At 63.1% G+C, this 24,443-nt stretch carries 27 protein-coding genes and 1 pseudogene; 13 read left to right on the plus strand and 15 right to left on the minus strand.

The genetic code is table 11. The features are described from left to right. Window positions 1-4: 4 nt before the first annotated feature. The 3 genes and pseudogenes from LJ655_RS30090 to LJ655_RS13670 all read right to left on the minus strand — a co-directional run. Complete coding sequence (locus tag LJ655_RS30090; protein ID WP_268991461.1) at window positions 5-130, minus strand: hypothetical protein; 126 nt, start codon at window positions 128-130, stop codon at window positions 5-7. Window positions 131-354: 224 nt separating this feature from the next. After that, window positions 355-1,605 carry an aromatic ring-hydroxylating oxygenase subunit alpha gene (locus LJ655_RS13665; protein WP_230561769.1) on the minus strand — a complete coding sequence of 417 codons (1,251 nt, stop codon included), beginning with the start codon at window positions 1,603-1,605 and terminating at the stop codon, window positions 355-357. A gap of 383 nt (window positions 1,606-1,988) precedes the next feature. Next, window positions 1,989-2,171, minus strand: a pseudogene (locus LJ655_RS13670) (LysR family transcriptional regulator); the annotation flags it as partial. 159 nt (window positions 2,172-2,330) lie between these two features. Between LJ655_RS13670 and LJ655_RS13675 the strand changes: the two are divergent. Beyond that, complete coding sequence (locus tag LJ655_RS13675) at window positions 2,331-3,575, plus strand: multidrug effflux MFS transporter (RefSeq protein ID WP_230561770.1); 1,245 nt, start codon at window positions 2,331-2,333, stop codon at window positions 3,573-3,575. A gap of 18 nt (window positions 3,576-3,593) precedes the next feature. Here the strand turns inward: LJ655_RS13675 and LJ655_RS13680 are convergent, their stop codons facing one another. Beyond that, window positions 3,594-4,313, minus strand: coding sequence for an SDR family oxidoreductase (locus LJ655_RS13680; RefSeq protein ID WP_230561771.1), 720 nt, complete (start codon window positions 4,311-4,313; stop codon window positions 3,594-3,596). An 81-nt stretch (window positions 4,314-4,394) separates the two neighbouring features. Between LJ655_RS13680 and LJ655_RS13685 the strand changes: the two genes are divergently transcribed. The 3 genes from LJ655_RS13685 (at window position 4,395) to LJ655_RS13695 (ending at window position 6,033) form a co-directional block, all read left to right on the plus strand. Beyond that, entirely contained in the window at window positions 4,395-5,345 is a 951-nt protein-coding gene (locus LJ655_RS13685) for a LysR family transcriptional regulator (RefSeq protein WP_230561772.1), read from the plus strand. A 78-nt stretch (window positions 5,346-5,423) separates the two neighbouring features. Continuing rightward, window positions 5,424-5,828: a DUF3224 domain-containing protein gene (locus LJ655_RS13690; protein ID WP_230561773.1), complete on the plus strand. Its 405-nt coding sequence runs from the start codon at window positions 5,424-5,426 to the stop codon at window positions 5,826-5,828. Continuing rightward, window positions 5,797-6,033 carry a hypothetical protein gene (locus tag LJ655_RS13695; RefSeq protein WP_230561923.1) on the plus strand — a complete coding sequence of 79 codons (237 nt, stop codon included), beginning with the start codon at window positions 5,797-5,799 and terminating at the stop codon, window positions 6,031-6,033. The genes LJ655_RS13690 and LJ655_RS13695 overlap by 32 nt, the downstream gene beginning before the upstream one ends. A 14-nt stretch (window positions 6,034-6,047) precedes the next feature. Here the strand turns inward: LJ655_RS13695 and LJ655_RS13700 are convergent, their stop codons facing one another. Beyond that, the gene (locus LJ655_RS13700) at window positions 6,048-6,449 is read right to left on the minus strand and encodes a hypothetical protein (protein WP_230561917.1); all 402 of its coding nucleotides are present in this window, start codon (window positions 6,447-6,449) and stop codon (window positions 6,048-6,050) included. A gap of 246 nt (window positions 6,450-6,695) precedes the next feature. Between LJ655_RS13700 and LJ655_RS13705 the strand changes: the two genes are divergently transcribed. The 9 genes from LJ655_RS13705 to LJ655_RS13740 all read left to right on the plus strand — a co-directional run bounded on the left by LJ655_RS13705 (window position 6,696) and on the right by LJ655_RS13740 (window position 15,140). Continuing rightward, window positions 6,696-7,181 carry an adenosine-specific kinase gene (locus LJ655_RS13705; RefSeq protein WP_230561774.1) on the plus strand — a complete coding sequence of 162 codons (486 nt, stop codon included), beginning with the start codon at window positions 6,696-6,698 and terminating at the stop codon, window positions 7,179-7,181. A gap of 51 nt (window positions 7,182-7,232) precedes the next feature. Then, complete coding sequence (locus tag LJ655_RS13710; protein WP_230561775.1) at window positions 7,233-8,135, plus strand: ATP adenylyltransferase family protein; 903 nt, start codon at window positions 7,233-7,235, stop codon at window positions 8,133-8,135. A gap of 89 nt (window positions 8,136-8,224) precedes the next feature. Beyond that, a complete protein-coding gene (locus tag LJ655_RS13715; protein WP_230561776.1) occupies window positions 8,225-8,911 on the plus strand; it encodes a DUF4410 domain-containing protein in 687 nt (228 codons plus the stop codon). Window positions 8,912-9,193: 282 nt separating this feature from the next. Beyond that, window positions 9,194-9,328, plus strand: coding sequence for a hypothetical protein (locus LJ655_RS30095; RefSeq protein WP_268991462.1), 135 nt, complete (start codon window positions 9,194-9,196; stop codon window positions 9,326-9,328). Window positions 9,329-9,379: 51 nt separating this feature from the next. Next, complete coding sequence (locus tag LJ655_RS13720; RefSeq protein WP_230561777.1) at window positions 9,380-10,915, plus strand: hypothetical protein; 1,536 nt, start codon at window positions 9,380-9,382, stop codon at window positions 10,913-10,915. 154 nt (window positions 10,916-11,069) lie between these two features. Next, complete coding sequence (locus LJ655_RS13725; RefSeq protein WP_230561778.1) at window positions 11,070-11,957, plus strand: FecR domain-containing protein; 888 nt, start codon at window positions 11,070-11,072, stop codon at window positions 11,955-11,957. Then, window positions 11,954-12,832: a Tll0287-like domain-containing protein gene (locus LJ655_RS13730; protein ID WP_230561779.1), complete on the plus strand. Its 879-nt coding sequence runs from the start codon at window positions 11,954-11,956 to the stop codon at window positions 12,830-12,832. The genes LJ655_RS13725 and LJ655_RS13730 overlap by 4 nt, the downstream gene beginning before the upstream one ends. A 1-nt stretch (window position 12,833) precedes the next feature. Then, entirely contained in the window at window positions 12,834-14,273 is a 1,440-nt protein-coding gene (locus LJ655_RS13735; RefSeq protein WP_230561780.1) for a serine/threonine-protein kinase, read from the plus strand. Window positions 14,274-14,297: 24 nt separating this feature from the next. Then, the gene (locus LJ655_RS13740; protein ID WP_230561781.1) at window positions 14,298-15,140 is read left to right on the plus strand and encodes a PP2C family protein-serine/threonine phosphatase; all 843 of its coding nucleotides are present in this window, start codon (window positions 14,298-14,300) and stop codon (window positions 15,138-15,140) included. Window positions 15,141-15,256: 116 nt separating this feature from the next. On the opposite strand, the gene LJ655_RS13745 is transcribed toward LJ655_RS13740, so the two are convergent. The 10 genes from LJ655_RS13745 to tssM form a co-directional block, all read right to left on the minus strand. Next, window positions 15,257-15,991 (minus strand): immunity 52 family protein, encoded by a 735-nt coding sequence (locus tag LJ655_RS13745; RefSeq protein WP_230561782.1) that lies wholly within the window; start codon window positions 15,989-15,991, stop codon window positions 15,257-15,259. Window positions 15,992-15,998: 7 nt separating this feature from the next. Further along, window positions 15,999-16,619: a restriction endonuclease fold toxin 5 domain-containing protein gene (locus LJ655_RS13750; RefSeq protein WP_230561783.1), complete on the minus strand. Its 621-nt coding sequence runs from the start codon at window positions 16,617-16,619 to the stop codon at window positions 15,999-16,001. 91 nt (window positions 16,620-16,710) lie between these two features. Next, a complete protein-coding gene (locus tag LJ655_RS13755) occupies window positions 16,711-17,445 on the minus strand; it encodes an immunity 52 family protein (RefSeq protein WP_230561784.1) in 735 nt (244 codons plus the stop codon). A gap of 7 nt (window positions 17,446-17,452) precedes the next feature. Then, a complete protein-coding gene (locus tag LJ655_RS13760) occupies window positions 17,453-18,073 on the minus strand; it encodes a restriction endonuclease fold toxin 5 domain-containing protein (protein WP_230561785.1) in 621 nt (206 codons plus the stop codon). After that, complete coding sequence (locus tag LJ655_RS13765; RefSeq protein ID WP_230561786.1) at window positions 18,073-18,417, minus strand: hypothetical protein; 345 nt, start codon at window positions 18,415-18,417, stop codon at window positions 18,073-18,075. Before LJ655_RS13765 ends, LJ655_RS13760 begins: the two co-directional genes overlap by 1 nt. Further along, window positions 18,374-18,907, minus strand: a complete 534-nt coding sequence (locus LJ655_RS13770; RefSeq protein WP_230561787.1) for a DUF4123 domain-containing protein — start codon at window positions 18,905-18,907, stop codon at window positions 18,374-18,376. The genes LJ655_RS13765 and LJ655_RS13770 overlap by 44 nt, the downstream gene beginning before the upstream one ends. Next, the gene (locus LJ655_RS13775) at window positions 18,907-19,278 is read right to left on the minus strand and encodes a hypothetical protein (RefSeq protein ID WP_230561788.1); all 372 of its coding nucleotides are present in this window, start codon (window positions 19,276-19,278) and stop codon (window positions 18,907-18,909) included. Before LJ655_RS13775 ends, LJ655_RS13770 begins: the two co-directional genes overlap by 1 nt. Before the next feature lie 381 nt (window positions 19,279-19,659). Continuing rightward, entirely contained in the window at window positions 19,660-20,127 is a 468-nt protein-coding gene (locus LJ655_RS13780) for an OmpA family protein (RefSeq protein WP_230561789.1), read from the minus strand. Between the two features lie 251 nt (window positions 20,128-20,378). Beyond that, window positions 20,379-20,963 carry a type VI secretion system-associated protein TagF gene (gene tagF, locus LJ655_RS13785; RefSeq protein ID WP_230561790.1) on the minus strand — a complete coding sequence of 195 codons (585 nt, stop codon included), beginning with the start codon at window positions 20,961-20,963 and terminating at the stop codon, window positions 20,379-20,381. Further along, on the minus strand, window positions 20,963-24,385 hold the full coding sequence (gene tssM / locus LJ655_RS13790) for a type VI secretion system membrane subunit TssM (protein ID WP_230561791.1): 3,423 nt from the start codon (window positions 24,383-24,385) through the stop codon (window positions 20,963-20,965). The genes tagF and tssM overlap by 1 nt, the downstream gene beginning before the upstream one ends. Window positions 24,386-24,443: the final 58 nt, after the last annotated feature.

Consider the following 24,443-nt stretch of genomic DNA (forward strand, 5'->3'; position numbering starts at 1 on the left):
AGCTTCAGTGCGCCTGGACGAGCAGATTCAGCGCGATCGAGGCGATCAGGCCAGCGCCGCCGATGAGGCCAAGCAATTGCAGCAGAGTGAGGGATTTACGAGAGTTGGCGGGGGTGTGTTGCGTGGTCACGGCAGTATCTTGAAATTCGGAAAAGACGCAATGGTACACGGGAGCGGACGCGGCGAATGTCGATTGGCGCAAACGCGCGCGCACTAAAAGTACCGGACGTCATTATCGCCGCTCGCGCGCCGCGCATTGTCCACCATGGAGAGATGGATTAATTCCAGGCGAGGGGGAAAGCCGCGGCTACATGCCGCGCCCGGCGCCGGCGAACCAGCCGCGCGGGGCGGCGCTCAGGTCTTCGCCAAGGGGCCGCCTGGACGCGAATCCCAGAAGCGGATCACTGCCGTATCGCCGGTGCCCGCGCCGACCACCTGGTCGGGCGCACCGCACTCGCGCAGCAGCGCGCGCAGATCGTTGATGACAGGGAACACCTCGTGATTCCAGTCGGCTCCCTGCGAATCGTGGGCGCGCTGCTCCGCCTCGACGATCTCGCGATCCTCCCTGAAAATGCGCTCGGTGAACCACACGAGCAGCGGCCACGCGAGGTTCATCACGCCCGGAATGCCGGGCTTGCGGATCGACAGCAGGCCGAACGTTCGGTTGGTGCGCTGCTCGCGGTCGAGCGGCACGTAGACGATCCACAGGTCCATCACCAGGGTCCGCTCGACGTTGTGGATCTGCAAGGTCTGATACGGGTATTCGGTGCGGATCGTCATCACGTCTTTATGGTTGAAGCCACCCGTCTTGCGCCTCTCGCCGAACACCATCGCCTCGCCCAGCGGCTGCTGGCCCGCCGTGCGCGCAAACGTGTAGTCGACCTCGACCCAGCCCTCACCGCGTCGCCGCCCGAGCGAACGCGCACGCATGCGCCCCATCTGGCGGCGATGCAGGAACTGGTGATTCATGTCCATCAGGTTCTCGTGCATGAACGAATAATGACACTTGACCGGGCGGCCGAAGCGGCGCGTCTTGTACTTCGGGTCCGACAAGGAGCGAAACTCCGGCAGCGGGCGCTCGGCCGCAAGCGCGGCGTCACCCGGGAACACGAAGATCAGTCCCTCCACTTCGTGACAGGGATATGACCGCACACCGTTCGGCAGACGCTCGCGGCCCAGGTACGGCACGTCGATGCACTTGCCCGCGCAGTCGTAGGTCCAGCCGTGATAGCCGCAGCGAATCGATTCGCCATCGACCACGCCCTGGTGCAGCGGCACCTGCCGATGCGCGCAGCGATCTTCCAGCGCGAACACCTTGCCGCTTTCGGTGCGCGCAAGCACGATCGGATCGCCTGCGAAGGTCACGCCGAGCGTCTTGCCGCGCTTGACTTCACGCGACCACGCGAGCGGGTACCAGTGATTGGGATGAATGGCGACGCGGCGCAGGTCGCGCAGGGGCGCGTCGTGAGTGGCGTGACCAGGGACGTGCGAGCCGGTCTGCGGTGCGGGAGAAGCGGGATTGCGCGACGCCGCCTGAGCACGTGCCGCATCGAGCGCTGCACCGGCGATGTCCTGTTCTTGTCCGAGCGGGGGAACGGCATGCATAGGTCAAGCCTCCGTGCACGAGCGGATAGAAGGTTGCCACCCCGCATGGCGAAGCGACATCTCTTCGTCAGTCTACTTGAAGCGGCTGCCACCTGGGGCTGTGAGCGGTCCGCGCAAAGCGTCGCGGCACACGTTCCCGCGAACGTCGGGCTCCCCTCACCCCGTATGACATAGTCCCGGCGGCGGGGAAGCGGCGCGTCAACTGGAGCATCGTATGCAAACGCGTCCACTCGGCAAGAGCGGCCTCCAACTCTATTCCGCGGAAGCCTATGGGTCGGCTTTCAGAAGGGCGACACGAAAAAGGGGTTCGACAGCCGCCTTTAATCATCCGCGCTGTCGCACGCAGCGACACGCGCGAGTCGTCCGCGATGTAGTACGGCTTGCTAGCTCAGTCGCAAACTCCGCAATACGTCGAGCACATGCTGAGTCGGACGCTCCACCGTCCCCGCGCGATAGGCAAGGCCCAATTGCCTCCATAGCGCCGGGCGCAGCGCACGCGTGACGATGCGCGCGTCGGCCGATGCGCGGCCCGCTTCTTGCGGCAGCAGCGCGGCGCCGTATCCCGCCCGCAGGCCCCGCCATTCCACACCCTCACCAGGGAAAATCCCATTTCCCGCCGGACCACAGGCACAATAGCCGCGACAATGCCGGGGCATTCACGTCTAACCGTTCGGCATCCGAACGCGCCGATGCACGCGCCGCCAGTATTCCCCTTAGATGCATCCATGACCCACGCTTCTGCCGACTCCGCCCCGAACTCGCCTCGCTTCCTGCTATTTCTCATCTGCCTGTTCTCGTCCGCAGGACAGCTCGCCATCGACATCTACGTGCCCGCGCTGCCCGCGATGGCGCGCTACTTCGGCACCTCGCCGCAAGCGATCCAGACGAGCGTCACCGGCTACATGGCCGCCTACGCGCTCGGGCAACTGATCTTCGGCCCGATCGCCGACGCATACGGCCGCAAGCGCGTGCTCGCGTTCGGCCTCAGCGTCTATACGGTCGGTTGCCTGCTGTCGCTCGCGGCGCCCAATCTGGAGACGTTCATTCTTGCCCGCGCGCTGCAGGGCTTCGGCATCGCGAGCACGAATCTGCTCGCGAAAGCGATCATCACCGATTCGTTCGCGGGCCAGGCGTTGCTGCACGCGTTCACGTACATGTCGATCGCGTGGGGGCTCGCGCCGATCGTCGCGCCGGTGCTCGGCGCGCATCTGCAAACGGCGTTCGGCTGGCGCGCGTGCCTCGTGTTCCTGCTGCTCTATTCGCTGGTGATGTGGGCGCTGCTGTGGCGTTATCGCGAGACCTTGCCGAAGCCAGTGCATCTCGAACCGCGCACATTGGCCGCGAACGCCCGCAAAGTGCTCGCGAGCCCCGTGTTTCAGAGCTGTTTTCTCGCGCAGGGCCTGTGCTACAGCATTCTGCTCGTGTTCAACATCGTCGGGCCGTTCATGGTGCAGAACACGCTGCACCAGCCGCCGACCTTCTTCGGCTACCTCGCGCTCGGCATTGGCATGATGTACTTCTTGGGCGGTCTGTCGAATCGCCTGCACGGCCCGCGGCTGCCGAGCGCCGAGCAACGGCTGCGCATCGGCGCGCGGCTGATGGCCGCTGCGTCGATTGCCATGCTGCTGCTCGCGCTGACGGTCGGCCTGCGTGTATGGACGCTTGCGACGCCCGTGCTCGTGATGGGCTTTTGCGCCGGTGCGATGTATCCCACGCTGATGGCGAAGGGCAACTCGCTGTTCCCGCACATCGCGGGTCTGACGAGCGCGATTCTCGGCTGTGCGCTGCTGCTCGTGTCCTCGGCGATGATGGGGCTCGCGGGCTTCGTGTCGGTGCAGGTGCTCACGCCGCTCGCGCTGTTCTTCGTGGTCATCGCGTTCGTCGTCGTCGCGATGGTGACGAAGCTGCTGCGCCATCTCGCGCAGGTACAGCCCGCGGCTGCGATGCCGGCTGGCCGGGAGGCCGCCTGAGCCGGCATCCCTGGCGCTTCACAGCAGGCGCAGCCCGCCGTCACATTCGATCACCGCTCCCGTCATAAAGGTGTTCTCCAGCAGAAACTGCAGCGCGTGCGCGACGTCATCGGCCTGACCGACGCGCCGCGCCGGCAGCGTTTCGCTCTGCTGGCGAAACAGCTCACTCTTCACGCTCGCGGGAAACCTGTCCCACCAGGGCGTATCGATCACTCCCGGTGACACCGCGTTCACGCGCAGCGGCGCAAGCTCGCGCGCCAGCGTGCCGATCATGCTCTCGAGCGCGCCGTTGATCGCGCCCAAGCCTGCTGTGCCCGGATTCGCGATGCGCGCTGAAATCGCGGTCAGAAACGTCAGGCTGCCGTCACGACGCAGCGCAGGCAGCGCGGTCTGCGCCGCTTCGAGTTGCGGCCAGAACTTGGCCTCGAAACCGCGCCGCAGCGCCGCCAGATCGAGTTCGGCAAACGGCCCCGCGCCTTCGCCGCCGGACAGCGTCATCACGAGATGATCGATCCGGCCCAGCCCGCCGAAGAAGCGTTCGAGCGCCATACGATCGGTGCAATCGAGTGCTTCGCCGGTCACCCGCCCGTTGATGCGACCCAACGCATCGTCGAGTTTGGTGCGGTCGCGCCCCACCGCGACGACGCTCGCGCCGGCCCCCGCCAGCCGCGTCACCGTCGCCAGCCCGATACCCGACGAGCCGCCCAGCACCACGACCTTCTGATTTTGCCAGTCCATGTCATTGCTCCTGAGAGTAAACGGAAGACCCGTGGCAGTAGAATGCGCGTTGCGCCTCTATCATTCAAATCGTTTAGCGCCATGGCCAACATCATTGAAAATGATTTTCGCCGCTTCGACCTGAACCTGCTGCTGACCTTTCGCGCGCTGCTCGAAGAGCGCAGCGTCACGCGTGCCGCACAGCGGCTTTTTCTCGGGCAACCGGCCGTCAGCGGCGCGCTGAAACGCTTGCGCGAAACATTCGGCGACGAGCTGTTCGTGCGCACGCCGCAAGGCATGATGCCCACGCCGCGCGCACTCGAACTCGCGCGGCAGATCGAACCGTTTTTGCAGTCGCTGCACCAGGCGCTCACACAGCCGCCCGTTTTCGATCCTGGACGCACGCAGCGGGTGTTCCGTATCGGCCTCAGCGATTCGCTCGAACTGCTGTTGATGCCGGACCTCATGGCGCGCCTCGCCGCCACGGCGCCCGGTGTGAAGCTGATCGCGCTGTCCACCGATTCGACCCGCGCCGCCGCGATGCTCGACGATGGCGCGATCGAACTCGCGGTCGGCGTATTCGGCGAATGCGTGCCGTGGCAGCGACGCATGCCGCTGTTCTCCTGGCGCTTCGTGAGCGTTTATAACCCCCAACTCGTCAGGACGCGCCGCAAGCATCTGTCGATGGACGAGTTTTTGCGTCACCGCCACGTCCTGACTTCGTTCAGCGCCGATCTGCGCGGCTTCATCGATGAACGACTCCAGATGCAGGGACTGAAGCGCGAGGTCGTGTTTTCCAGCCCGAACTTCGCGACGAGTCCGTTCATCGTGCAACGCACGGCGGCAATCGCTACGGTGCCGGAGTTCATCGGCCGCGTATGGCGCGATGCGCTCGGTCTCGCGCTGAGCCCGCTGCCATTCGACGTGCCAGGCTACGAAGTTTCGCTGATGTGGGCGGCGGCTCACGATCAGGATCCGGCGCTCGCATGGTTGAAGCGCGAGTTTGCGGATGCGTTCGGCACCGGTGATCGCACTACGCGTGCAGCGTCCTGACGGCGGCCTGTGCTACGTTTAGAAGACGTCACGGTTCGCCGGTTCACCGTTGCCCATTCAAGCCAGGAGGAAATCCCGATGACTGACCACATTGCAAAAGGCACCTTCATCGTCGCGCTACAACCGATGCCATTCGAAAACGTGGACGACGAATCCAGACTCGGCCGCATGTCGATCGACAAACAGATCTCCGGCGATCTCACCGCAACCACCCAAGGGCAAATGTTGAGCGCGATGACGAGCGTCAAAGGGTCGGCTGGCTATGTCGCGCTCGAACAGGTCACCGGCACGCTCGCGGGAAAACGCGGCACGTTCGTGCTGCAGCACATCGGCGTGATGAATCGCGGCGCTGCGGCGCTGGCGGTGACCGTCGTGCCGGATTCGGGCACGCAGGAGCTGAGCGGCATCGAAGGCGAGTTCAAGATCGACATCGTCGACGGCGCGCATACGTATGAGTTTGCTTATCGCCTGCCCGGCGATTGACATCGGTCTGGAGTTTGATCGCTTCCGTGACCGCTCTGCGCTGTGTGTTTTCAAACATGCGCTCGCAATTCTTGCGCTGCCGCAATGGAGTGTGGCCGTGGCGTTTCATCCGGCGGTGAATATCGTCGCGGCCAGTGGGGTTTGTTCGTTGATGGTGGTGCGAAAGCGGCGGGCGGGCCCAGTCTCCAGGAACAGCACCCGGTGAGAAGCAGGCTTGAACTATCCGAACAAACGTCCCCATACCGCTCGTACGCGCCGCGCGCGGTCCTCGAACAGAAACGACGCAGCCAGCGCAAACAGGCCTGACAGGACCCCCGTCGCAATATGTTCGAGAGCGTGAAAACGATAGTGACTCAGGTGCGAGTAAGCATCACCGATCGCGGTCAGGCAGCCGACGAGCAGCGCGTTGCCATAGCGATTCCCGAACCACTTCGCCGCCGGTGTGAAGGTGAGCAGCAGGGCCAGCACTCCGGTGAGCAGCCCGGTTTTGAATGCGATCGCCCAATGAGCAAGGCTCATGATGTTGCCCCAGCTCCCCGGCATACAGGTCATGCACGCGCTGGTTGGCTGCCAGAAACGCTGGACAAGCAGCTTGAAGCGACGTTTCCATGCGCTTCCCATGACGTACTCCACGATACCCGGCGTGAGATTCCACGGAAATGATACATCGCGCGCAGGGCAGCTTTGCCGGTCGCCCGTATCAGGCCATGTTCGCAAGCTCGATGCCGCTTTCGCTCACGCTCAGTTGGTACTAGGCTAGAAGCCGGATCGACGAAGACCGGCTGACGCGCGCACCACCGGCAGCCGCGTTTGCCCGCCTTCGGCGTGTTTTCATCGGCGTTTTGCCGCAATGGAGCGAGGTCCAATATGCAATTGTCCGCCGTCAAGGTCGTCAAGCCCGATGCGACCAACTTCATTCTCGGGCAAAGCCACTTCATCAAATCCGTCGAGGATCTTCACGAGGCGATGGTCGGCACGGTGCCCGGCATCAAGTTCGGCCTCGCGTTCTGCGAGGCCTCCGGCAAGCGCCTCGTCCGCCACTCCGGCACGGACGGCAGCCTCGTCGAGATGGCATGCCAGAACGCAACGAACGTCGGCGCGGGCCATAGTTTCTTCGTGTTTCTGGGCGACGGCTTTTTCCCCGTCAACGTGCTGAACACGGTCAAGGCCGTACCCGAGGTCTGCCGCATCTTCTGCGCAACAGCGAACCCCGTCGAAGTACTGATTGCTGAAACGGATCAGGGCCGTGGCATCGTCGGCGTGATCGATGGTTTTTCACCGGTCGGCATCGAAACCGCGGAAGACATTCAATGGCGCAAGGATCTCTTGCGCACGATAGGGTACAAATTGTAGCCGCCAGGTTTTCACTCACTTCACGCGCGCCGCCACGCCTGTCGACACCTCATGGAACAACGACGACACCTGGTTGCGGGCACGCTGTGGCCCGCCATTCTGCGACAGACCGAACACGCGCTGAGTCGCGGCGCGCTGCAACCGATCGACACGCAACAGTCCGTGATCGAAAGCGGCGGCATCCGCTTTCTCGTGCGTCAGGTATCGAGCTTGACGCGCAAGGAACAGCAGCGCGAGCAGTCGCGAAAGCTTCAGACGGAAAAGCGCCCTCGCGCGAACCCCTTTCTTCCCTACGAGCCGGATCTGTTCGTCGCCGATATTTCCGACACGCATCTCGCGTTGCTGAACAAGTTCAACGTGATCGATCATCATCTGCTGATCGTCACGCGCGAATTCGAACGGCAGGAAACGCTGCTCGGTCTTGCCGATTTCGAAGCGCTCATGGCTTGCATGGCCGAGTTCGACGGCCTCGGGTTTTACAACGCGGGCACGGAGGCCGGTGCGAGCCAGCCGCACAAGCACCTGCAGATCGTGCCGCTGCCGCTCGGTGATGCCGAGCGGCCTGTGCCTATCGAGCCCTTGCTCAGTGTGGAGAAACGCAGGCCGAACCTGCCGTTTCGGCATGCGTTCGCACGCTTCGACGCAGATGACTCGACGCGCGCGGATGCGGCGAACCTGGCGCTTTCCCGCTATCGCACGCTGCTCGAGGCGGCGGGCGTCGGCACCGTCGAAATCGATCGTGCATCGTGTCATGCGACGCCCTATAACCTCCTCGTCACGCGGCGCTGGATGCTGCTCGTGCCGAGATCGCAAGAGCGTGTCGACGGCGTGTCGGTGAACGCGCTCGGGTTCGCGGGTTCGCTCTTCGTGCGTGACGCGGCGCAGCTGGATGTGATCGAAAGGCTTGGCCCGATGACGGTATTGGAACGCGTCGCGCTGCCTGCGGATCGGTAGCGACCTTCCGTTGAACGGGCCGTGGGGTGACGCCATATTCGTCGTTGCCACGCAATCGGTACGAAGCGAGGAATGCAAGGAACGCGGAGGTGCGCAATGGCTTTTCGATGGGCGGGAACGATCTCTTTCGCGGTATGCGTGTGGGCCAGCCCGGCGGAAGTTTGGCCGAAGATTCGCCGGCATCGCCTTCGGCTCTTGTCGCGCCGCCGGTCGTCTACGTCTCCGATTTCGATCTCGATGCCGCCAATGTCGCCCCTGACAGCGGGCCGGGCCACCGCGCGCGAGGCATCTTGGGCCATCTGATGCCGGAAGGCCCGCTGCGTCAGCGGCAGGATCCCCAGGCGCGCGCGCGAGAGATCGTTGCGCTGATGGCGCAATCTCTCACGGACGATTTGAAGAAGGCCGGAGTAGACGCGCGCCGTGTCACGCCGGGCGAGCCGCTGCCCCACAACGGCTGGCAGGTGCGCGGCGTTTTTCTCAGTATCGACGAGGGTAACCGCTTGCGCCGCGCGATGGTCGGCATGGGCGCGGGCCAAAGCCAGTTTCAGGTCGCGGTTTCCTGCGATAACCTGGCTACGCCGGACTTGCCGCCGCTCTATGAAAGTGTCGAAGAGGGCGCCAGCAGGGATATGCCGGGCGCCGTGGTCAAGCTCAATCCGTATGTGATCGCCGCGAAGGTCGTTCTTTCTGGCCGCGATGAAAAGGCGGCGGTCAGAAAAAGCGCAGAGCAAATAGCCGACGAACTCGCAAAACGGCTTCAGGCTGGCGCAAGGTAGAAGGTTCGATTCCCTTGCGAGACGTGACCCGGTTCAGCCCGACGACCAGTTGCCCCTGCCGTTCCGCTCGGTGCCGGCAAACGCGACGCGGCAGATCGAGTCTTGCGCCGACGAAAGGACACCCAGCAGCGCCTTTTATTCCCGCTTCTCGCGAAAATAAATTGCCGCTTCCGCGCGGAACAAACAACCCTCCCCCGCTGTTTTGCTATTAAAGGTCGCGGCAACGTGCGGCGACCGCGCACGGCACGATTCGCCCAGCGAACCGGCCACGCAGGAGGAATCATGCACCGCGCAATCTATATCCAGGACCAGAGCTTTTTCAACCTCGGCTGCTTCTATCGCGTGGACCTGCGTAGCCGAAGCGGCCGCCTGATCGAAACGCACTATGTGACATTCAGCGACGTCGCGTGGTGCTAGGCCGCCATTCAGCACAGCCATCGATCGATTCAAACGCGAGGAGACCCATCCATGACCTACGCTTACGCCCGTTTGCCGGACATCGTCCCCTACGACGAATGGCTGAGAGGAACTTCGGCGCTGCTTAAGGTGCGCAGCTCGGCGCTGAAAAACCTGGACGAGCAGATCCAGCTGTACCACCGCGATCGCACCGTCTATCAATTCCATCTTCTGGTGAGCGCGTTCGAATTCTGGCAAGACTCGATCGGCCCCGGCGATGCCTGGAAGGACGCCTCGCGCAACGACTCGAACTATTTCACGCTGCTCGATAACCAACTGCAAGGCAAGGGCGACACCGACGCCGCAGCCGGCGCGCAAGACTTCATGACGCCGGCGCTCATCAACTCGCGGCTCGGCGTGCTGTATCTCTTCGGCAACCTGGAGATCGAGGACGATATATTCCAGGTGCTGCTGGAAGGCGCTTTCGACATCACCAACGCCGGTCTCGGACTCGCACCGGACAGCAACGAGGCCGCATCGATTGCCAGCGACGTGCTCGACAATAGTCTCGTGCAGAAGTCGGCGTCGGTCGCGCTCGAACAGGTGCAGAAAAAGATCAGCAAGCGCAAGAACCCCACGCTCACGCCTTCCGGCCAGCTCATGACGTCCAGCTTTACGCTGCCGGCGTTGAGCAGCGCGGCCCAGCGTCTCTATGAGGCGATTCGCGCCAAGGTCGAGGAAGGCGCGAAAAAGCTCTGGGAGATGATCCGCGAAAAAGTTGCGGATATCCGCAACGACCCAGGCGGATTCGCGCTCGACACGATGCCCGCGCTGTTGCGCAAGCTCGTCGACTTCCTCTGCGGCAAGCTGCTCGCCACGCTTGCGCCGCTGATCGGCGCGGGCCTCGACCTCGCCAAAGGCATCGCCAACACCGTCGACAGCAGCATCACCAAGTATCGCGAGTGGGTGCAGGGCCGCGATGTCCAGCTGGTCACCGGACACCCCGGCACCATCGTCACGGCGATCAGGAGCGCGATGAAGCTGAGCATCGGCGAGGGCGTCTATGACATGGTCAAGGGCGGCGCGAGCCTCGGCCTGCAGTTCGCGAGTCAGGGCGCATCGACCATCGTGGATGCCGTTGTCTCCATCATGGAAACGCTCGCGAAGGTCATCTGGAAGATCGTCGAGATCAAGCGCATCAAGCGCTTTTGCGAGCAGGCGAAGGAGTACTGGGACGCTCGCATGCAGCGCGATGCGCTGCATACCCGGCCGATCGCCTTCAACGGCTGGTTCAAGCGTTACGCCGTGCCGATCCCGGCGCTCTCGGTGCTGGCCTTGAATACGGGCATCTGCGGCGACAAGATGCATTTCCTCACGATGTTCAAGGACAACGAAACCATCGTCACCCAGGCGGAATTCACGGCCGGCTGCAAGTACATCGATAACCTCAAGGTCTGGGGATCGAGCTATCTGGGCGATGCGGGCTTCGCGTTCAAATCGGACGATGCGACGATCAAGGGACTGCTTACCCTCGCCCAAAGTCACACGGAAGAGCAGACCTGGGACCTGAAACTGCGCAAGGCCGTTCTCGGCTTCCTGAACGGATAGCCGCTCCGCGCGCAACACATCCAGCGCCTTCGCATTTGCGAAGGCGTTTGCATTTTTCCGTTCCATCCCGCTCAGGGAAAACACCCTCGGAATAGAAGCGCGCACCTGGCTGTTTTCGTCGCAAGCCCTTAACGTTTTCGAGGCAACGACCGCGATGAACGCCCGACTCCTGCCACAAGTTCTGCGCAACGGCTTCGCTATCGCATGTCTGTGCGCACTTCAGAGCGCGCATGCTGGCCAGTTCGTCCTGCTGCCCGAAGGAACCGTCACGCTGATTCGTGCGACGACCGTGTTCAACGTCGATACGCCCATCGCGCTCGCGCAAGGCGATCTGCTTGCCACCTCGGCGCAGGGGAGCGCACAGATCGAAGCAGACGGCACGATCGTCGCGCTCGGCGCGGACACACGCATCGCCGTCGATGCCGCGCAGGGTGGCGATTCCCTTGCGCTGCTCTCGGGCTGGATCAAGATCGCGCGTACGCAGGCCGCTGCGACAAAGCCCTTGTCGCTGGACACGGCCGCGCTCGATGCCGTCATGCGCGACGGCGCCGCCGTGCTGCACGCGAGCCGCGACGCAACCTCTCTATTCGTCGAGACGGGGGGCATGACGCTCGCCCTGCCTGATCATCCCGACGCTCACCGGCCCCTCGACGGCGACCATTACGCCGAACGTGAAGCGGGCAAGCCGCTCGATGTGAGCGCGCGCCCGGCGCCGTCATTCATCGCCGCGCTGCCACGGCCGTTCCGCGATCCGCTCGCGCCAGTCCCCGCGCCCGGGAACGCGAAGCTCGCCGTTCCGCCGCAGGGCCGCCCGGCGACCTTTGCCGATCTCGCGGATTGGCTGGTCACGCCGCTCGGCATTCGCCGCAGCTTTGTCGCGCGCTTCCGGCCGCTCGCGCAAGGCGAGCCGTTCCGCTCGCAGGTGCGGCAGAACCTGCGCAATCTTCCCGAATGGCGACGCGTCCTGTGCCCGCCTCCCGCCATGCAGCGCCGGCGCGCGGTCGTGCCCGTGCAGGCTCAATCAACCGAGGAGGAGTCATGAGACAGTCGCTCGCCGTCAAATTCAATCTGGTGTTTCTCGCGGTCTTCGTCGTCGGCTTCGTGTCGGCCGGGTTCGCCGCGCGCGAGCTGCTGCGCCGCGCGGCTATCGAAGAGACGGTGCAGAATGCGCGCGTCCTGATGGAAGCGGCCAGCGCGGCGCAGAATTACACCGCGGCGCAAGTCACGCCGCTCTTGCAGACGCAGCTCAAATACAGTTTCGTGCCGCAGTCGGTGCCGGCGTTCTCGGCGGTCGAGACGCTGATGACGCTGGAGCAGCATCTCGCCGGATACTCGTATCGCTCGACGATGCTCAATCCGACCAATCCGCGCGACCGTCCCTCCGACTGGGAAGCGGACGTGATCCGGCATCTGCACGACAAGCCCGAACTGAAGGAGGTCGTTGGCCTGCGTGATACGCCGTCCGGGCAGAACCTGTATATCGCGCGCCCGAACCGCATCAACGACGCCGCCTGTATGGAGTGTCACAGCGTCCCGTCACGTGCGCCGAAGACGCTCATCGACAAGTACGGTCCCGACAACGGCTTCAACTGGGCGATGCACGAAGTCATCGGCGCCGATTTCGTGTCGGTGCCAATGTCGATGCCGATCGCGCGCAGCGACGCGGTGCTGCGCACCTTCCTCGCGTCGCTGCTCGCGGTGTTCGTACTGCTGCTGATCGCGCTGAACGTGATGGTGCATCTGCTCGTCACGCGGCGCATCCGTGCGCTCTCTCGCGCCGCCGATCAGGCGAGTCTCGGCCACCTCGAGAGCGCGACCTTCACGGAGGGCGGCCGCGACGAGATCGCTTCGCTCGCCGCGTCGTTCGCGCGCATGAAGACGAGCCTCGTCGAAGCATTCAAGATGATCGAGGCATGAGGTGACAGCCGCTGCGACGGACCCGCCACGCATCACGCAGCTCGGCAAGTACCGCATCGAGGCGATGCTGGGCGCGGGCGCGATGGGCATCGTCTATCGCGCGTTCGATCCGCACATCGAGAGGCATGTCGCGCTGAAGACGGTCCGCCACGAGCTGTTCGAAGGCGGCGACCGATCGAGCCTGATGGCGCGTTTGCGCAATGAGGCTCAGGCGGCCGGCCGGCTCGCGCATCCGAACATCGTCGGCGTGTACGACTATGGCGAGACGGCGGACACCGCTTATATCGCGATGGAACTCGTCAACGGGCAGGGACTGAAGCAACGGCTCGACGCGGGCCGTCCGCTCGAACTCGCCACCGCGCTCGACTGGTTCGGGCAACTGCTTGCCGCGCTCGGCTTCGCGCACGAGCACGGGGTCGTGCATCGCGACATCAAGCCCGCGAATCTGCTCGTCAGCACGCAGGGGCGGCTGAAGGTCGCGGACTTCGGCGTCGCGCATGTCGAGTCGTCCTCGCTGACGCTGGCAGGCGCGATGATCGGCACGCCGAGCTACATGTCGCCGGAGCAGTTCGCGGGCGAACCGATCGACGGGCGCTCCGACCTCTTTTCCGCCGCGATCGTGCTCTATCAGATGCTGACGGGTCGTCGGCCGTTCACGGGGGCCTCGCACGTCGAGGTCATGCGGCAGGTCATGCACGAGACACCGCGAGCGCCTTGCGCCTGCAACCCCGCGCTGCCGCGCGCGCTCGACGACGTGCTCATGCGTGCGTTGTCCCGACGCCCCGCTGAGCGTTTCCAGACGGCGGACGCGCTGCGCCGGGCCCTTGCCGATGCGCTGGACGGCGCAGCGCCTCTGCCGCCCGAACGCGCGGAGGCAGCCGAAGACGACCGCACGATTCTGGAAGCGCAGCCGCCGAAACCGGGTGGGCCGCTCGCGTCAGGAACGGGCTCCTGGCGCGGCGAGTCGCTGCCCTCGTTGACGACGTGGCCCACCACCATGCTTCTCCCGGTCGAGACTCACCTCGCCGCGCAGATCGGGCCAGTGGCGCGTCTGCTCGTGCGGCGCGCCGCGGCGCGCATCGCCAATGCGCCGGACTTGCCCGCGCTCATCGCGCTGCTCGCGCCGCATGTTCCTTCCGACAAGGGTCGTGCGCAGTTCATTGCCGCCTGCGCGGATGCGTCCAGCGCAGGCACGACGCATGGCGCCGCGGCTTCACGGCAAGGCGCTACCCAAGGTTCACTCCCTTCTTCATCGCTTGATGAGCAAGAGGTACAGGCCGCCGCGCGCAAGCTCGCCGTTTATCTCGGCCCGATCGCAACCATCGTCGCGAAGCGCGAAGCACGCCACGCGGCCAGCCTGCGTGCGCTGCACGAGCGGCTCGCGGCCGCGATCTCCAACGAAGCCGACCGCGCGCGTTTCGAACGCGACATCGGGCTATAGCGACATGCATAAGGAGCACGACCGATGACTTCCGACATGCTGACCCGCTGCGCACCGGTCCGCCTTGCCAAGTGCTCGGCGTTCGGCCTCACCGACGCGGGGCGTGTGCGCCGCGAGAATCAGGACCGCTTCCTGATCGATCCGGCGTCGAACCTGATCGCGGTCGCGGATGGCATGGGCGGTCACGCATTCGGCGCCCGCGCCAGCGCGACTGCGCTCGACTGCATCGCCGCGCGGCTCTCTGCTGACGCAATACCGCGCGCTCACGCCGGCGCCACGGTCACCGATGATCCCGACGCCACCGTCTACGATGCAACGGCGTGCGCGATGCGCGCCGCCGCCGACGCGCTCGATCACGCCAACGCGATCCTGCACGCGATAAACGTGCGCGAGCGTCTTGCGCCTCGATCGATGGGCACTACGTTGACGGGCATCTGGCAGCCGTCCGGCTCAGGGCGGCTGATCTCGTTTCACGTCGGCGACAGCCGGCTCTACCGCTATCGCGACGGCGCGCTATCGCAGTTGTCGCGCGACCACACGCTTTATCAGCAGGCGCTGGAGCACGGTGTCATCGAGCATCTGCCGCCACGGAACGCGCTGCTGCAGGCGCTCGGACCGATGCCGTCGATCGCCCCCGCCATCGAAGCGCATGCGTGGCTGCCCGCGGACCGTTATCTGCTATGCAGCGACGGTTTGCACGCGGAAGTCTCGCATTGCGAGATCGAGGCGGTGCTCGGCGCGATGACGCCGCACGGCATCGGCGACGCATGCAGGGACCTCGTGGCGCTCGCGCTGGATGCGGGCGGCAAGGACAACATCACTGCGGTCATTGCGTGCTTTCTGGATGTGCCTCGATGTTCTGACTAACGGCCCGAAACCTGGTCCCGCAAGGCTTCGAGCGTTGTCGGCCGATCGGGGTCTTTCGGCATAAGACTGTGCAGCCCGCCGAAACAAGGCAACTTCCAAGAACGAAGCGGGCAAGGTTAAAGATCGATGTATCGCGGCAACAGGTCCTGGTCTGCCAGGCGGATTTCGATATCGTTTGCCGCCTTGACGTGCGTGCGGTTGTTCACGTCAAAGACCTCATCCGTCACGCTGACGATGATCGTGCCTTGCTGCTTGCCATCGCGCGTGACAGGGATAAGGGCACGCGCTTCGGGAACTTCGCTTGACGTGAGAACGTGCGGCAGGTAGAGCATCCAGCTTACGCCGGGGCGATCATCGAATACCTTGTTCGTGTAATAAAAAAACGGTCCATATGTAACGTAAAACGAATCATAGGTTCGAACGACCTCAGAAAGCACTTCGGCTACCGATCTATAGTCGCCAAGTCGCGAACCCCGTCTTTCATTTTTTTCGTTAAGCGAAATCTCCAGCGACTTCGGGAAAATTTCCCCTCCGTCGATTTCAAGCGATAGCGAAGCACCTATTTGATCCGATCGAATTCCATTCCAGATTCCGACTGTCTTCGGATCGTCTTTATTCTTTCTCCCATATTCCTTCGATAGCGCTTCAATAGCTGTCTTGGCTGGAGCCTTGCCGTCATAGGCGCGATGCTGAAGTGCCTCTTGCGCGGTTTCGCCTTTTAGATACCATTCGCCTAACGTTCGATCTTTCTCTTTCAACAGATCCAGGATCGGGCGAAGGCGACGCATATGAGATTCCCAATCTGCATTGGGAATATCGGTACGGTCACGGTGTTGCTCGGATAGATTCATTGCTTCCTCACGGCTGGCAGACAGAAGGAACAGCCAATTTTTGCAGAGTTGGCAACATGAACGCTCTTGTCTTCGGAGTCTGGAAATACCACATTAGCTTGGCCGGAGGGTTTCCGCGCACAGTCGTGCCCTGCTTTTTGATCTGCTCGGTCATTCCTGTAAAGCCCTTGAAAAATTCAAGGGGCTGTCCGTTTCCGCCGATAAATTGATCATAATTTCCCTTTGCCTCTTGCAGAAGGCATTGTGATGGCCGAAATCCATCGAAGTCCGTGCCAAGCCACTCCCATTCCATATTCCAGCCTTGGCTGGTATCTCGACCTCTACCGTCCGTCATGACCCCGTACTCGAATCCGGTAATGCGGGCTTGATAGCGTCGAGGCTCCGGGTTCATGCTATGGTTCTTTTGCACCTTAGCACCCTTTTCTGGCGGGCACTTGCACGCTCTTTCGCGCTCACGGGAGTGGTCGCGCGGTAGTGAGCCCCATCCGCCCTCTGCACCCGCACCAGTGCCGTTGCTGTCCGCGGCGCCTGTAGACGGTGCGGCGATTGGGAACGGAACAGGGATAGGCATTGCCTGCGCCATCGCGTGCGCCGCGGCTTCGAGCGTTGCGAGGAATGGAATACCCATCAGCGGTTCTCCTTCATTTTTTGGTGCCTTTTATGCGTTGGGGACTTTTCGCAGGAAAGAGGCCCGCTGAAGCGGGAATAGCGAGCCAAACTCAGAGATCAACGAATCGCGGCAACAGGTCTTGGTCTGCCAGCCGAATCTCAATGTCATTCGCCACCTTTAGATGCTCCCGATTATTCACGTCAAAGACTTCATCCGTCACGCTGACGATGATCGTGCCTTGCTGCTCGCCATCGCGCATGACAGGGATAAGGTCGCGCGCTTCAGGCACCTGGGCTAGCGTGAGAACGTGCGGCAGGTAGAGCATCCAGCTTACGCCGGGGCGATCATCGAACGTTTTTTCGGCATTATAAGAATGCGGCCCCAAAGTGACGTAGAGCGATCCGTAAGCATTCACGATTTTCTCAATCACACCTGCGGCGGATATATAGTTACCAAGGCGGGAGTATGAAGATTCGTCTTTTTCATTAATTTCAATTTCAATTGATTTTGCAAACAACCCCTTTCCATCAATCCCAATCCTTATCGACGCACCTTCTTCATCGGAATTAATCCCGTTCCATATCCCTATTGTTTTTGGCTTGTCCTTTCCTTTCCCTCGATATTTTTTCGAAAAGAAATCAATAGCAGCGGTTGAAGGTGCCATATCTTCATATACGCGACGTTGAAGCGCTTCCTGTTCCGTCATTCCCTTGACGTACCATTCGCCTAGCCTTCGGTCCGTCTCCTTCAACACGCTAACGACTGGGAGCAAGCGTCGAAGATGGTATTCCCAATCGCTGCTTGAAAGATCACTACGATCACGATGTTGTTCAGAAATATTCATTGACTACTCACGGTTGGTAGACAGATGAAACGTTAAATTTTTGGAGCACTGACAACATAAGCTCTCTTGTCTTTGGCGTCTGGAAATACCACATAAGCCTCGTGGGTGGATTGAGCCGAACAACGGTGCCCTGTTCTTCGATCGCTTCAACCATATCGTCGAAGCCTTCAAAAAACGGAAGCGGCTTTCCTTTTTTGTCCAGAAATTGATCGTAATTCGCCTTGGCCTCCTGCAATAGACATTGCTTATCTTGGAAGCCATCAAAATAGATCCCTTCCCAAAACCACTCCATATTCCAGCCGGTCCTCGTTTCCCTACCTTTCTCGTCTGTCTCTATACGATATTCGAAGCCCGTAATATGGGCTTGGTAGCGGCGCGGCTCGGGGTTCATGCTATGGTTTTTTTGCACCTTAGCACCTTTTTCTGGCGGGCACTTGCAGGGCCTTTCGCGTTCGCGGGACCGGTCACGCGGTAGTTCGCCCCATCCGCCCTCTGCACCCGCGCCAGTGCCACTGCCGCCCGTAGAACCGGCAGACGGTGCGGGGGTCGGGACTGGAACGGGTATAGGCATTGCCTGCGCCATCGCGTGCGCCGCGGCTTCGAGCGTTGCGAGGAATGGAATACCCATCAGCGTTTCTCCTTCATTTCCTGTTGCCTTTTATGCGTTACCTGCATCAGCATTTCGAATCGCTGTTCAGCCGAAACGCCCGGTTTGTGCAGCCACGCCACGACCGCCGGAATCCAGTAGAACCCCGGCGTGGCTGCTTCCGCATACAGGAAATCGACTATCGGCACGTCACGCGTAAAGCGCAGCATCCTTGTTTGCGCGAAGGCTGCATTAAGCCGATCGCGCAAGGTCGGATCATTGGCGAGCGCGGGATAGTCGCGCACGATATGACCACGGATAAAATCCACATAGTTGCGGTCTTCATGGGCTTTCAGAAGCGCCCATTGTCCTTCGGTCAATTCCATTGTCGTTGATGGTGAACCGTCGTCCTTCGTTGAGGTAGTGCCACGCGTCGGCAGCCCTGAAAAGCTCGCGCTCGCTCCTGCCGTGGCATACCGCATTGAGCGCATGCAACACCCTGGGGTCCCAGAAGCGCAGCACGGCGGATCGTCCTTCCGGTATCCGGACAGTCAGGTGCGGGCGCAGCTTTGCAGCCTGCCTCTCCAGGCTCTCCGAGCTAATCAGCCAGATCACGCCTGGGCGGGCCTGTTCGAGTTCGCGCAGGTCCGCAAGATGGTCGCGCGCCGTCTTCGGATCAACCAGCCACGGCCCCGCGTGCGCGAGTGCCACGTCGTTCGTTCCCGCGAACAGCGAAACCGTCCTGTCGTTTTCGGGCGTGAGTTGCTGGCCGGTATGCTGCTGGTACTGGATACCATCGACTAGCGCCAGCACGTTGCCACTGAAGCGCTGTTCCCCATACTGGCGAAGCTGTTCCTTCACAGAGGCGGTAATCATCAGCGCTCCAGGATCATCGCGCCTTGCCCGGCAGCGTGGATCATGCATTCGAGGCAGATGGACGACTCCGGAAGCACTGACCGGGGCATTGCGCGGTGGAGCGATAACGGGCCTTCTTCCTGCACGGTATCAGGGGAGCGTCCGCGACATTCACAAGCCCATGCGTAACCGAGGGCTTCGGCCATCTCGTAACCGGTTGGATACGACTTCAGCCTGTCAAACGGAAACCATTCGCCGGTTTCGGCGTTCAGCGCCATTGCGGAAGGCATTGGCGGGAATGTGGAATATATTGAATAGGTCACGCGGCAACACAGACATTCTTCCTCGTCCGTCATAAGCTCCCGGGTGCCTTCCTGTGCTTGTTGTTGCATTCGACCTCCTCCTGTCTACCAGTCGACACCTGAACAATTAACCGGCCAGACGGGTCCCGGTCAACCGCTTTAAATCGGGATAGAGCCGCTTTGACAAACATTAACAATATTTCAGCGCATCTCATTTTCCGGTGCGCTTTTTCCGGTATGGGCTCCTTAACAATTCAAGGCGGCATTGCGCCGTTCCCGTTGCCTTCGATGTGAATCACGGTGCAGGCCGCTAGCGGCGCATCGGCGAACGCGATCAGCGTCAATGCAATGCGTAGCATGATCGAAACGTTCGGGGAGACGTACGCAATGGCGTCAGCCTTGCCGTCACGGTTCGCTGTACTCGCACAAACCCTTTGTTCGTTAGAGGCTTTGCCGAAGCGGAGCAAGTTCTCACTTGATAGCTTTGGTTGTCGGCGTGACGCGCGAATCGTTGCATAGCCTTTCGCACCCGCCGTTACAGATTGGCACAAGGGTCACTGATATCTGATTGAGTGCTGCACTTCCTTTATCGCCAATATCGGGTTTCTTGATGATTCTCGTATCAATCCAGATGTTTCCTTCTTTCACGCCGAGTTGGACGAGATAGGTCTTGAGCGCCGCTGCGCGTGCTTCTGCGATTGTTTTGGGAGCTTGCTCTTTCACGTACCCGCCTGCATACACAATGCCACGGATTTCCGCATCGGGCCATTGGCGTGCTGCCATAACCATGTCGGCGATTCTTAGCCGATCGGAATTGGGAATGTCCACGGAATTAAGCGGTAAGCTATTTTCCATGCCTTCGGAGATCGTACAGGCATTTGCTCCACCTATCATCCCGATCGCACAGAGCATCATTACACGGAGCAGTTTGTAGGACATTCGTTATATCTCCGGTGGTCTATTGACGCATGCCAACGTAACACGTCAGGCAGTCAGCATTTTTTATTGCTTCATCTGGGTTATTGTGTGCCCAAAACGAAAGGCCGATACTGTCTCGAGCAGATCGCCGTCGGCGAGAATAACGTCCACATTCGATTCAGGTGTTGTGTTTGTCACCGCTATATTGTGGACTATCTGAAGGTCTGGCCGACCTGAATCATGAGCTCCAGCAGGTTCCAGTGTTCGTGCACCTAGTGCGCGCCGTCGGCGGCACTGTCGAACAACCCGGCGACGAACGCGGCATCGGGCAGACCTACGTTCGTGCGCGTCGCTTCCGCTTGCCACCAGACGCTCATGCCCCACGCACCGACCTGTAACGGCGTCGAAACGCCGCTCGCATCATGCGCGTGCGAGAGCGCCAGCAATCCGGCATCGAAGTCCGCCAGACGCGCGCGCTCATCGAGCGTCGCGAGCGCGAGCGCAGCGCACCGCTCGAACCACGCGTCCGCTTGCGCACGCCACAGCGGCCACGCAAGCGCATCGACCGGCGCGGCGACCGTGAGTGGAAAGTGCCGGCCCGCGCTGTCGACGCTCGGCATCAGCACCCCCGCCCAGCCGTTCTCTCCCAGCACGCCGCCGCCGAGCGCGAAGCGCCATAGCGGCGCGGTCAGATACGCATCGAGCCAGGCACGCCCGCGCGCCGCGCGGCTCGCGAGCAGGCCCGCCTGCAGCATCGCGTCCCAAGGTTCGACGAAGCACGCCGGCAGGCGCCGCGTCACGAAGTCGCCGGTGCCGCGCAGCTTGCCGAAGCATCCGGCGACACCCGGCGACGCCATCACAGATGCTCCGGACAGCGAAACTGTTCGAGCGGCGCGCGCCGGAACGGATTGACGACGCTCGTCGCATCCAGCTCGAGCACGGCCTTGCGTCCGGCGGAATCGAGCGTCAGCCTGTAGCGGTCCGGTTGCGCAGTGCCTTCGAGCCTGCCGGTGTCGATCAAATGCAAAAGCGCCCACGGGCCGCTCGCATCCAGCGGCGGGGCCTGTGTGGCGGCGGGCGGATCGAACTGCGCGGCCGCGCGGCCCGTATTCTTGCCGCTCGGCCATTGCAGCAGCATCGATTGGAGACCGTCCTGCTTGAGCGCAAGCTGCTGACCGTCGATGTCGAGATTCACCTGCGTCACGGCCGGATCGAGGGAAAGTGCCTTCACGCGAAAACGGATCGACATGTCGCGGCTGCCGTCGTGAAAGAACGCGTCGCGGATCTGCGCGGCGCGCTGAAACTGCGCCAGCACGTCACGCGACGTGCCCGCGGGCGGAGTCCCGTCCCGCCATTGCCACACAGGTCCGCTCGTGTCGACCAGCGCGGCGAGGTTTTTCTGGAAGAAGTCGTCGATGAGGCCGCCCGGTGCGAACAGCTTGCCGAAGTCGTCGGCGGCGACATCGCTGGTCGAGCCATGCACGAAGGGATAACGGCCATCGAGCGCGCGGCGGCACAACGGTCCCGCATTTGCGTTCCACTGCGCGTCGAGGCGTGCGCGTTCGCCCCCTTCCATGAGCGCTGTACCCGCCGTCGCGAGCGATGCCGCAACCGGTGTGAGCGGCGCCGGCGCCGTCTGGCTCGCGAGCCTCAGCTTGCCGAGCGCGTCGCCGGCGGGCGCGGGCTGGCCCATTCTGCGCGCGGCGTCGGCCGCGTCGAGATACACGGCGGCGTCCTTCAGCGGTGCAAGGTCGCGGTCCAGCGCGGCAGCGTCGCCCGGCTTGCCCGCGAGTTCGTGCAACGGTTGAAAGTGTTCGTCGACGCGCGTCGCCGCGTCCTGCTTGCCGGATGTGTTCGCCGCGAGTGTCGTCTCGCGCGCGGCCGCGGCGATGAACTTTCTGAGCGGCGAATCAGGCGCGGATAGCCCGTTTGCGACACGCGCGCCATCGGCAAGGCTCGTGATGGGCACGATGGTCACATCGTCGAGAAAGCTGTCCCATGCGTGGATATAGGCGTCGAAGTAGCGCTCGTCGAGCGCGGCGCGCAACGCGGCGATGCCCTCGGGCGTGAGCGCGACGTCGTCACGGCCAAGCACCCAGGCGTCCTTCGCGACATCGGCGAGCGCGGCGTCGCGCGCTCGCATGTATTGCGCGTAGCCGGCGCGCGTGTACGCGCCCGCCACGCCGGCCGTGAGCGGCGCGCCGCTCGTTCGCCTGAGCAGCAGCGGCGCGTTCGGTCCGGCGGCAGCGCTCACGTTGAAGGCAGCCAGATTCGCCTGCGCGAGTTCGCCGTCCACCCGGTTGCCGATGCGTTGTGACAGCGGCAATTCGGCGAGGCGCGCGCGTGCCGCCTTGATGAGCGCATTGTCGAGCGGCAGTGACGGATCGAACTGCGTCTTGTCGAACAGCGCGGCGAGGTGCCCATCGAGCGCGCTTCTTTGCGCGGCGCTCGCATTGCCTGCAAGCGCTGAGACCAGATGGGTGCGCAGCGCGGCGGGGTCGAAATGCGCCGCGTCGCCGAGCATCAGGTATGCGCGCAAGGCTTCATAGCGATACGATTCGGTTTCCGAAGCATTTTCGGGAGCGCCATCGTGCAGCTCCTGCGTGAGCTTGCCGACCGCGAGCGGCAGCAAGGTCTGATTGAGCAGACGCCGGTAGGTGACACGCGCTTGCTGGCCGAGCTTGTCGCCCTGATAGAGCCAGAGCCGGGTGAGCCACGGCACCGGCTTACCGGTGTCCGCGTAGCCGCCGGGCAGCGCGCGCGCCGCGTCGAGCAACGGCAGCACCGCGAGCGGAGTGGCGGCCGCGTTCGCTTCTCGCGCCAGTTGCTCGACGTGCCGGGTTTGCCGCTCGAACTCTGCGACATAGGCACGGTTGCGCTGATAGCTCACAGCCATGCCCGCGAGCGCGAGCATCAGCGCCGCAGCAACCAGCGCGAGCGCGCCGCGCCGCAGCCAGGCGCGGCATTGCTCGAAGCGCGTGTTCACGCCCACCAGCCCGGCCTCGGCGATCACCACGTCCTTGAGCAGCCGGTTGATGAAGTACGCGCGCCCCGATGCGTCGCGCTGGTACGCAACGTCGCTGCGCAATCCGAGCGATTGCGCGATGGCGCTGATCGCACGGTCGATCGGCCGGCCGTGCTGCGTGCCGCTCGTAAAGTACACGCCGCGCAGAAGCGGCGACGCCTCGAAGCGGGTGCCGCGGAACGCGCCGTCGAGAAAACGCCCGAGCGCCGGCTGCAGTCCCGCGAACTGTTGCGCGAAGCCGTACAAGCGCGCGCGCCGCTGCAGGTCCGTTTCACGCTGCATGCGATGCAGCACGCGCGCCTGCAGCCGCGCGCCGAGCGCGTCGAATTCGGCGGGGAACGCGGCGAGCGCGGCGCCGGCAGTCGGCGACTCGTCGAGTGGGAACGTGATGCCCCAGACCTGGTTGCGCTCCGCTTCGCCGAGGTCGTCGAAGAACTCGGTGAAGCCCGCGAGCAAATCGCACTTGGTCACGACGACATAGACCGGAAAGCGCACGCCGAGCCGCTCGCTCAGCTCCGTGAGCCGGCTGCGGATCGTGCGGATGTGCGCGTCGCGCGCCGCCTCGTCCTCACGCACGAGATCCGCCGCCGAGACCGTCACGATGAGACCGTTCAACGGCCGGCGTGGCCGGTACTTGCGCAGCAGTTGCAGAAACCCGGTCCACGCGGAGCCGTCGGCTTGCGCGTCGCTGTCCTGGGTCGTGTAGCGGCCCGCGGTATCGACGAGGACTGCGTCGTCGGTGAACCACCAGTCGCAGTGGCGCGTGCCGCCGACGCCGCCGATCGCCGCGTCACCGAGCTTCTCGCGCAGCGGAAAGCGCAGGCCCGAGTGCGCGAGCGCGGTGCTCTTGCCGGTGCCCGGCGCGCCGATGAACATGTACCACGGCAGCTGGTACACCCATTGGCGGCCGTTGATGCCTGTCATGCGCGCCTGGCGAAGAATTGCAAGCGCCTGCTCGAAGCGCTCGCGCAGCACCGCGAGTTCCGCGTTGCCCGCCGCCTGACTCTGCCCTGCGAAACCGCTGACGAAGCGCAGATTGACGAGCCGCGCGACGCCCGCGCGCGCGCCCCAGGCCAGCACCCACGCGGCGACGAGCAGCGCCATCGCGATCCAGCGCGCGCGCGGCGATTCGAGCGGCGTGTGTCCATTGAACGCGAACAGCGGCCCCTCGAACCACACGACGACGAGCAGCGCGAGCACGCCCGCGAGCGTGAGCCATTGCGGCGGCGTCAGCGAACCTGCGATCTTTTTCATCGGTGTCTCCATGCCTCTTCGTCGACTGAATGTCGATACGGATGAGTAAGGCTGCGCC

This window comes from Paraburkholderia translucens (genome assembly GCF_020881035.1).
Lineage (GTDB): Bacteria > Pseudomonadota > Gammaproteobacteria > Burkholderiales > Burkholderiaceae > Paraburkholderia > Paraburkholderia translucens.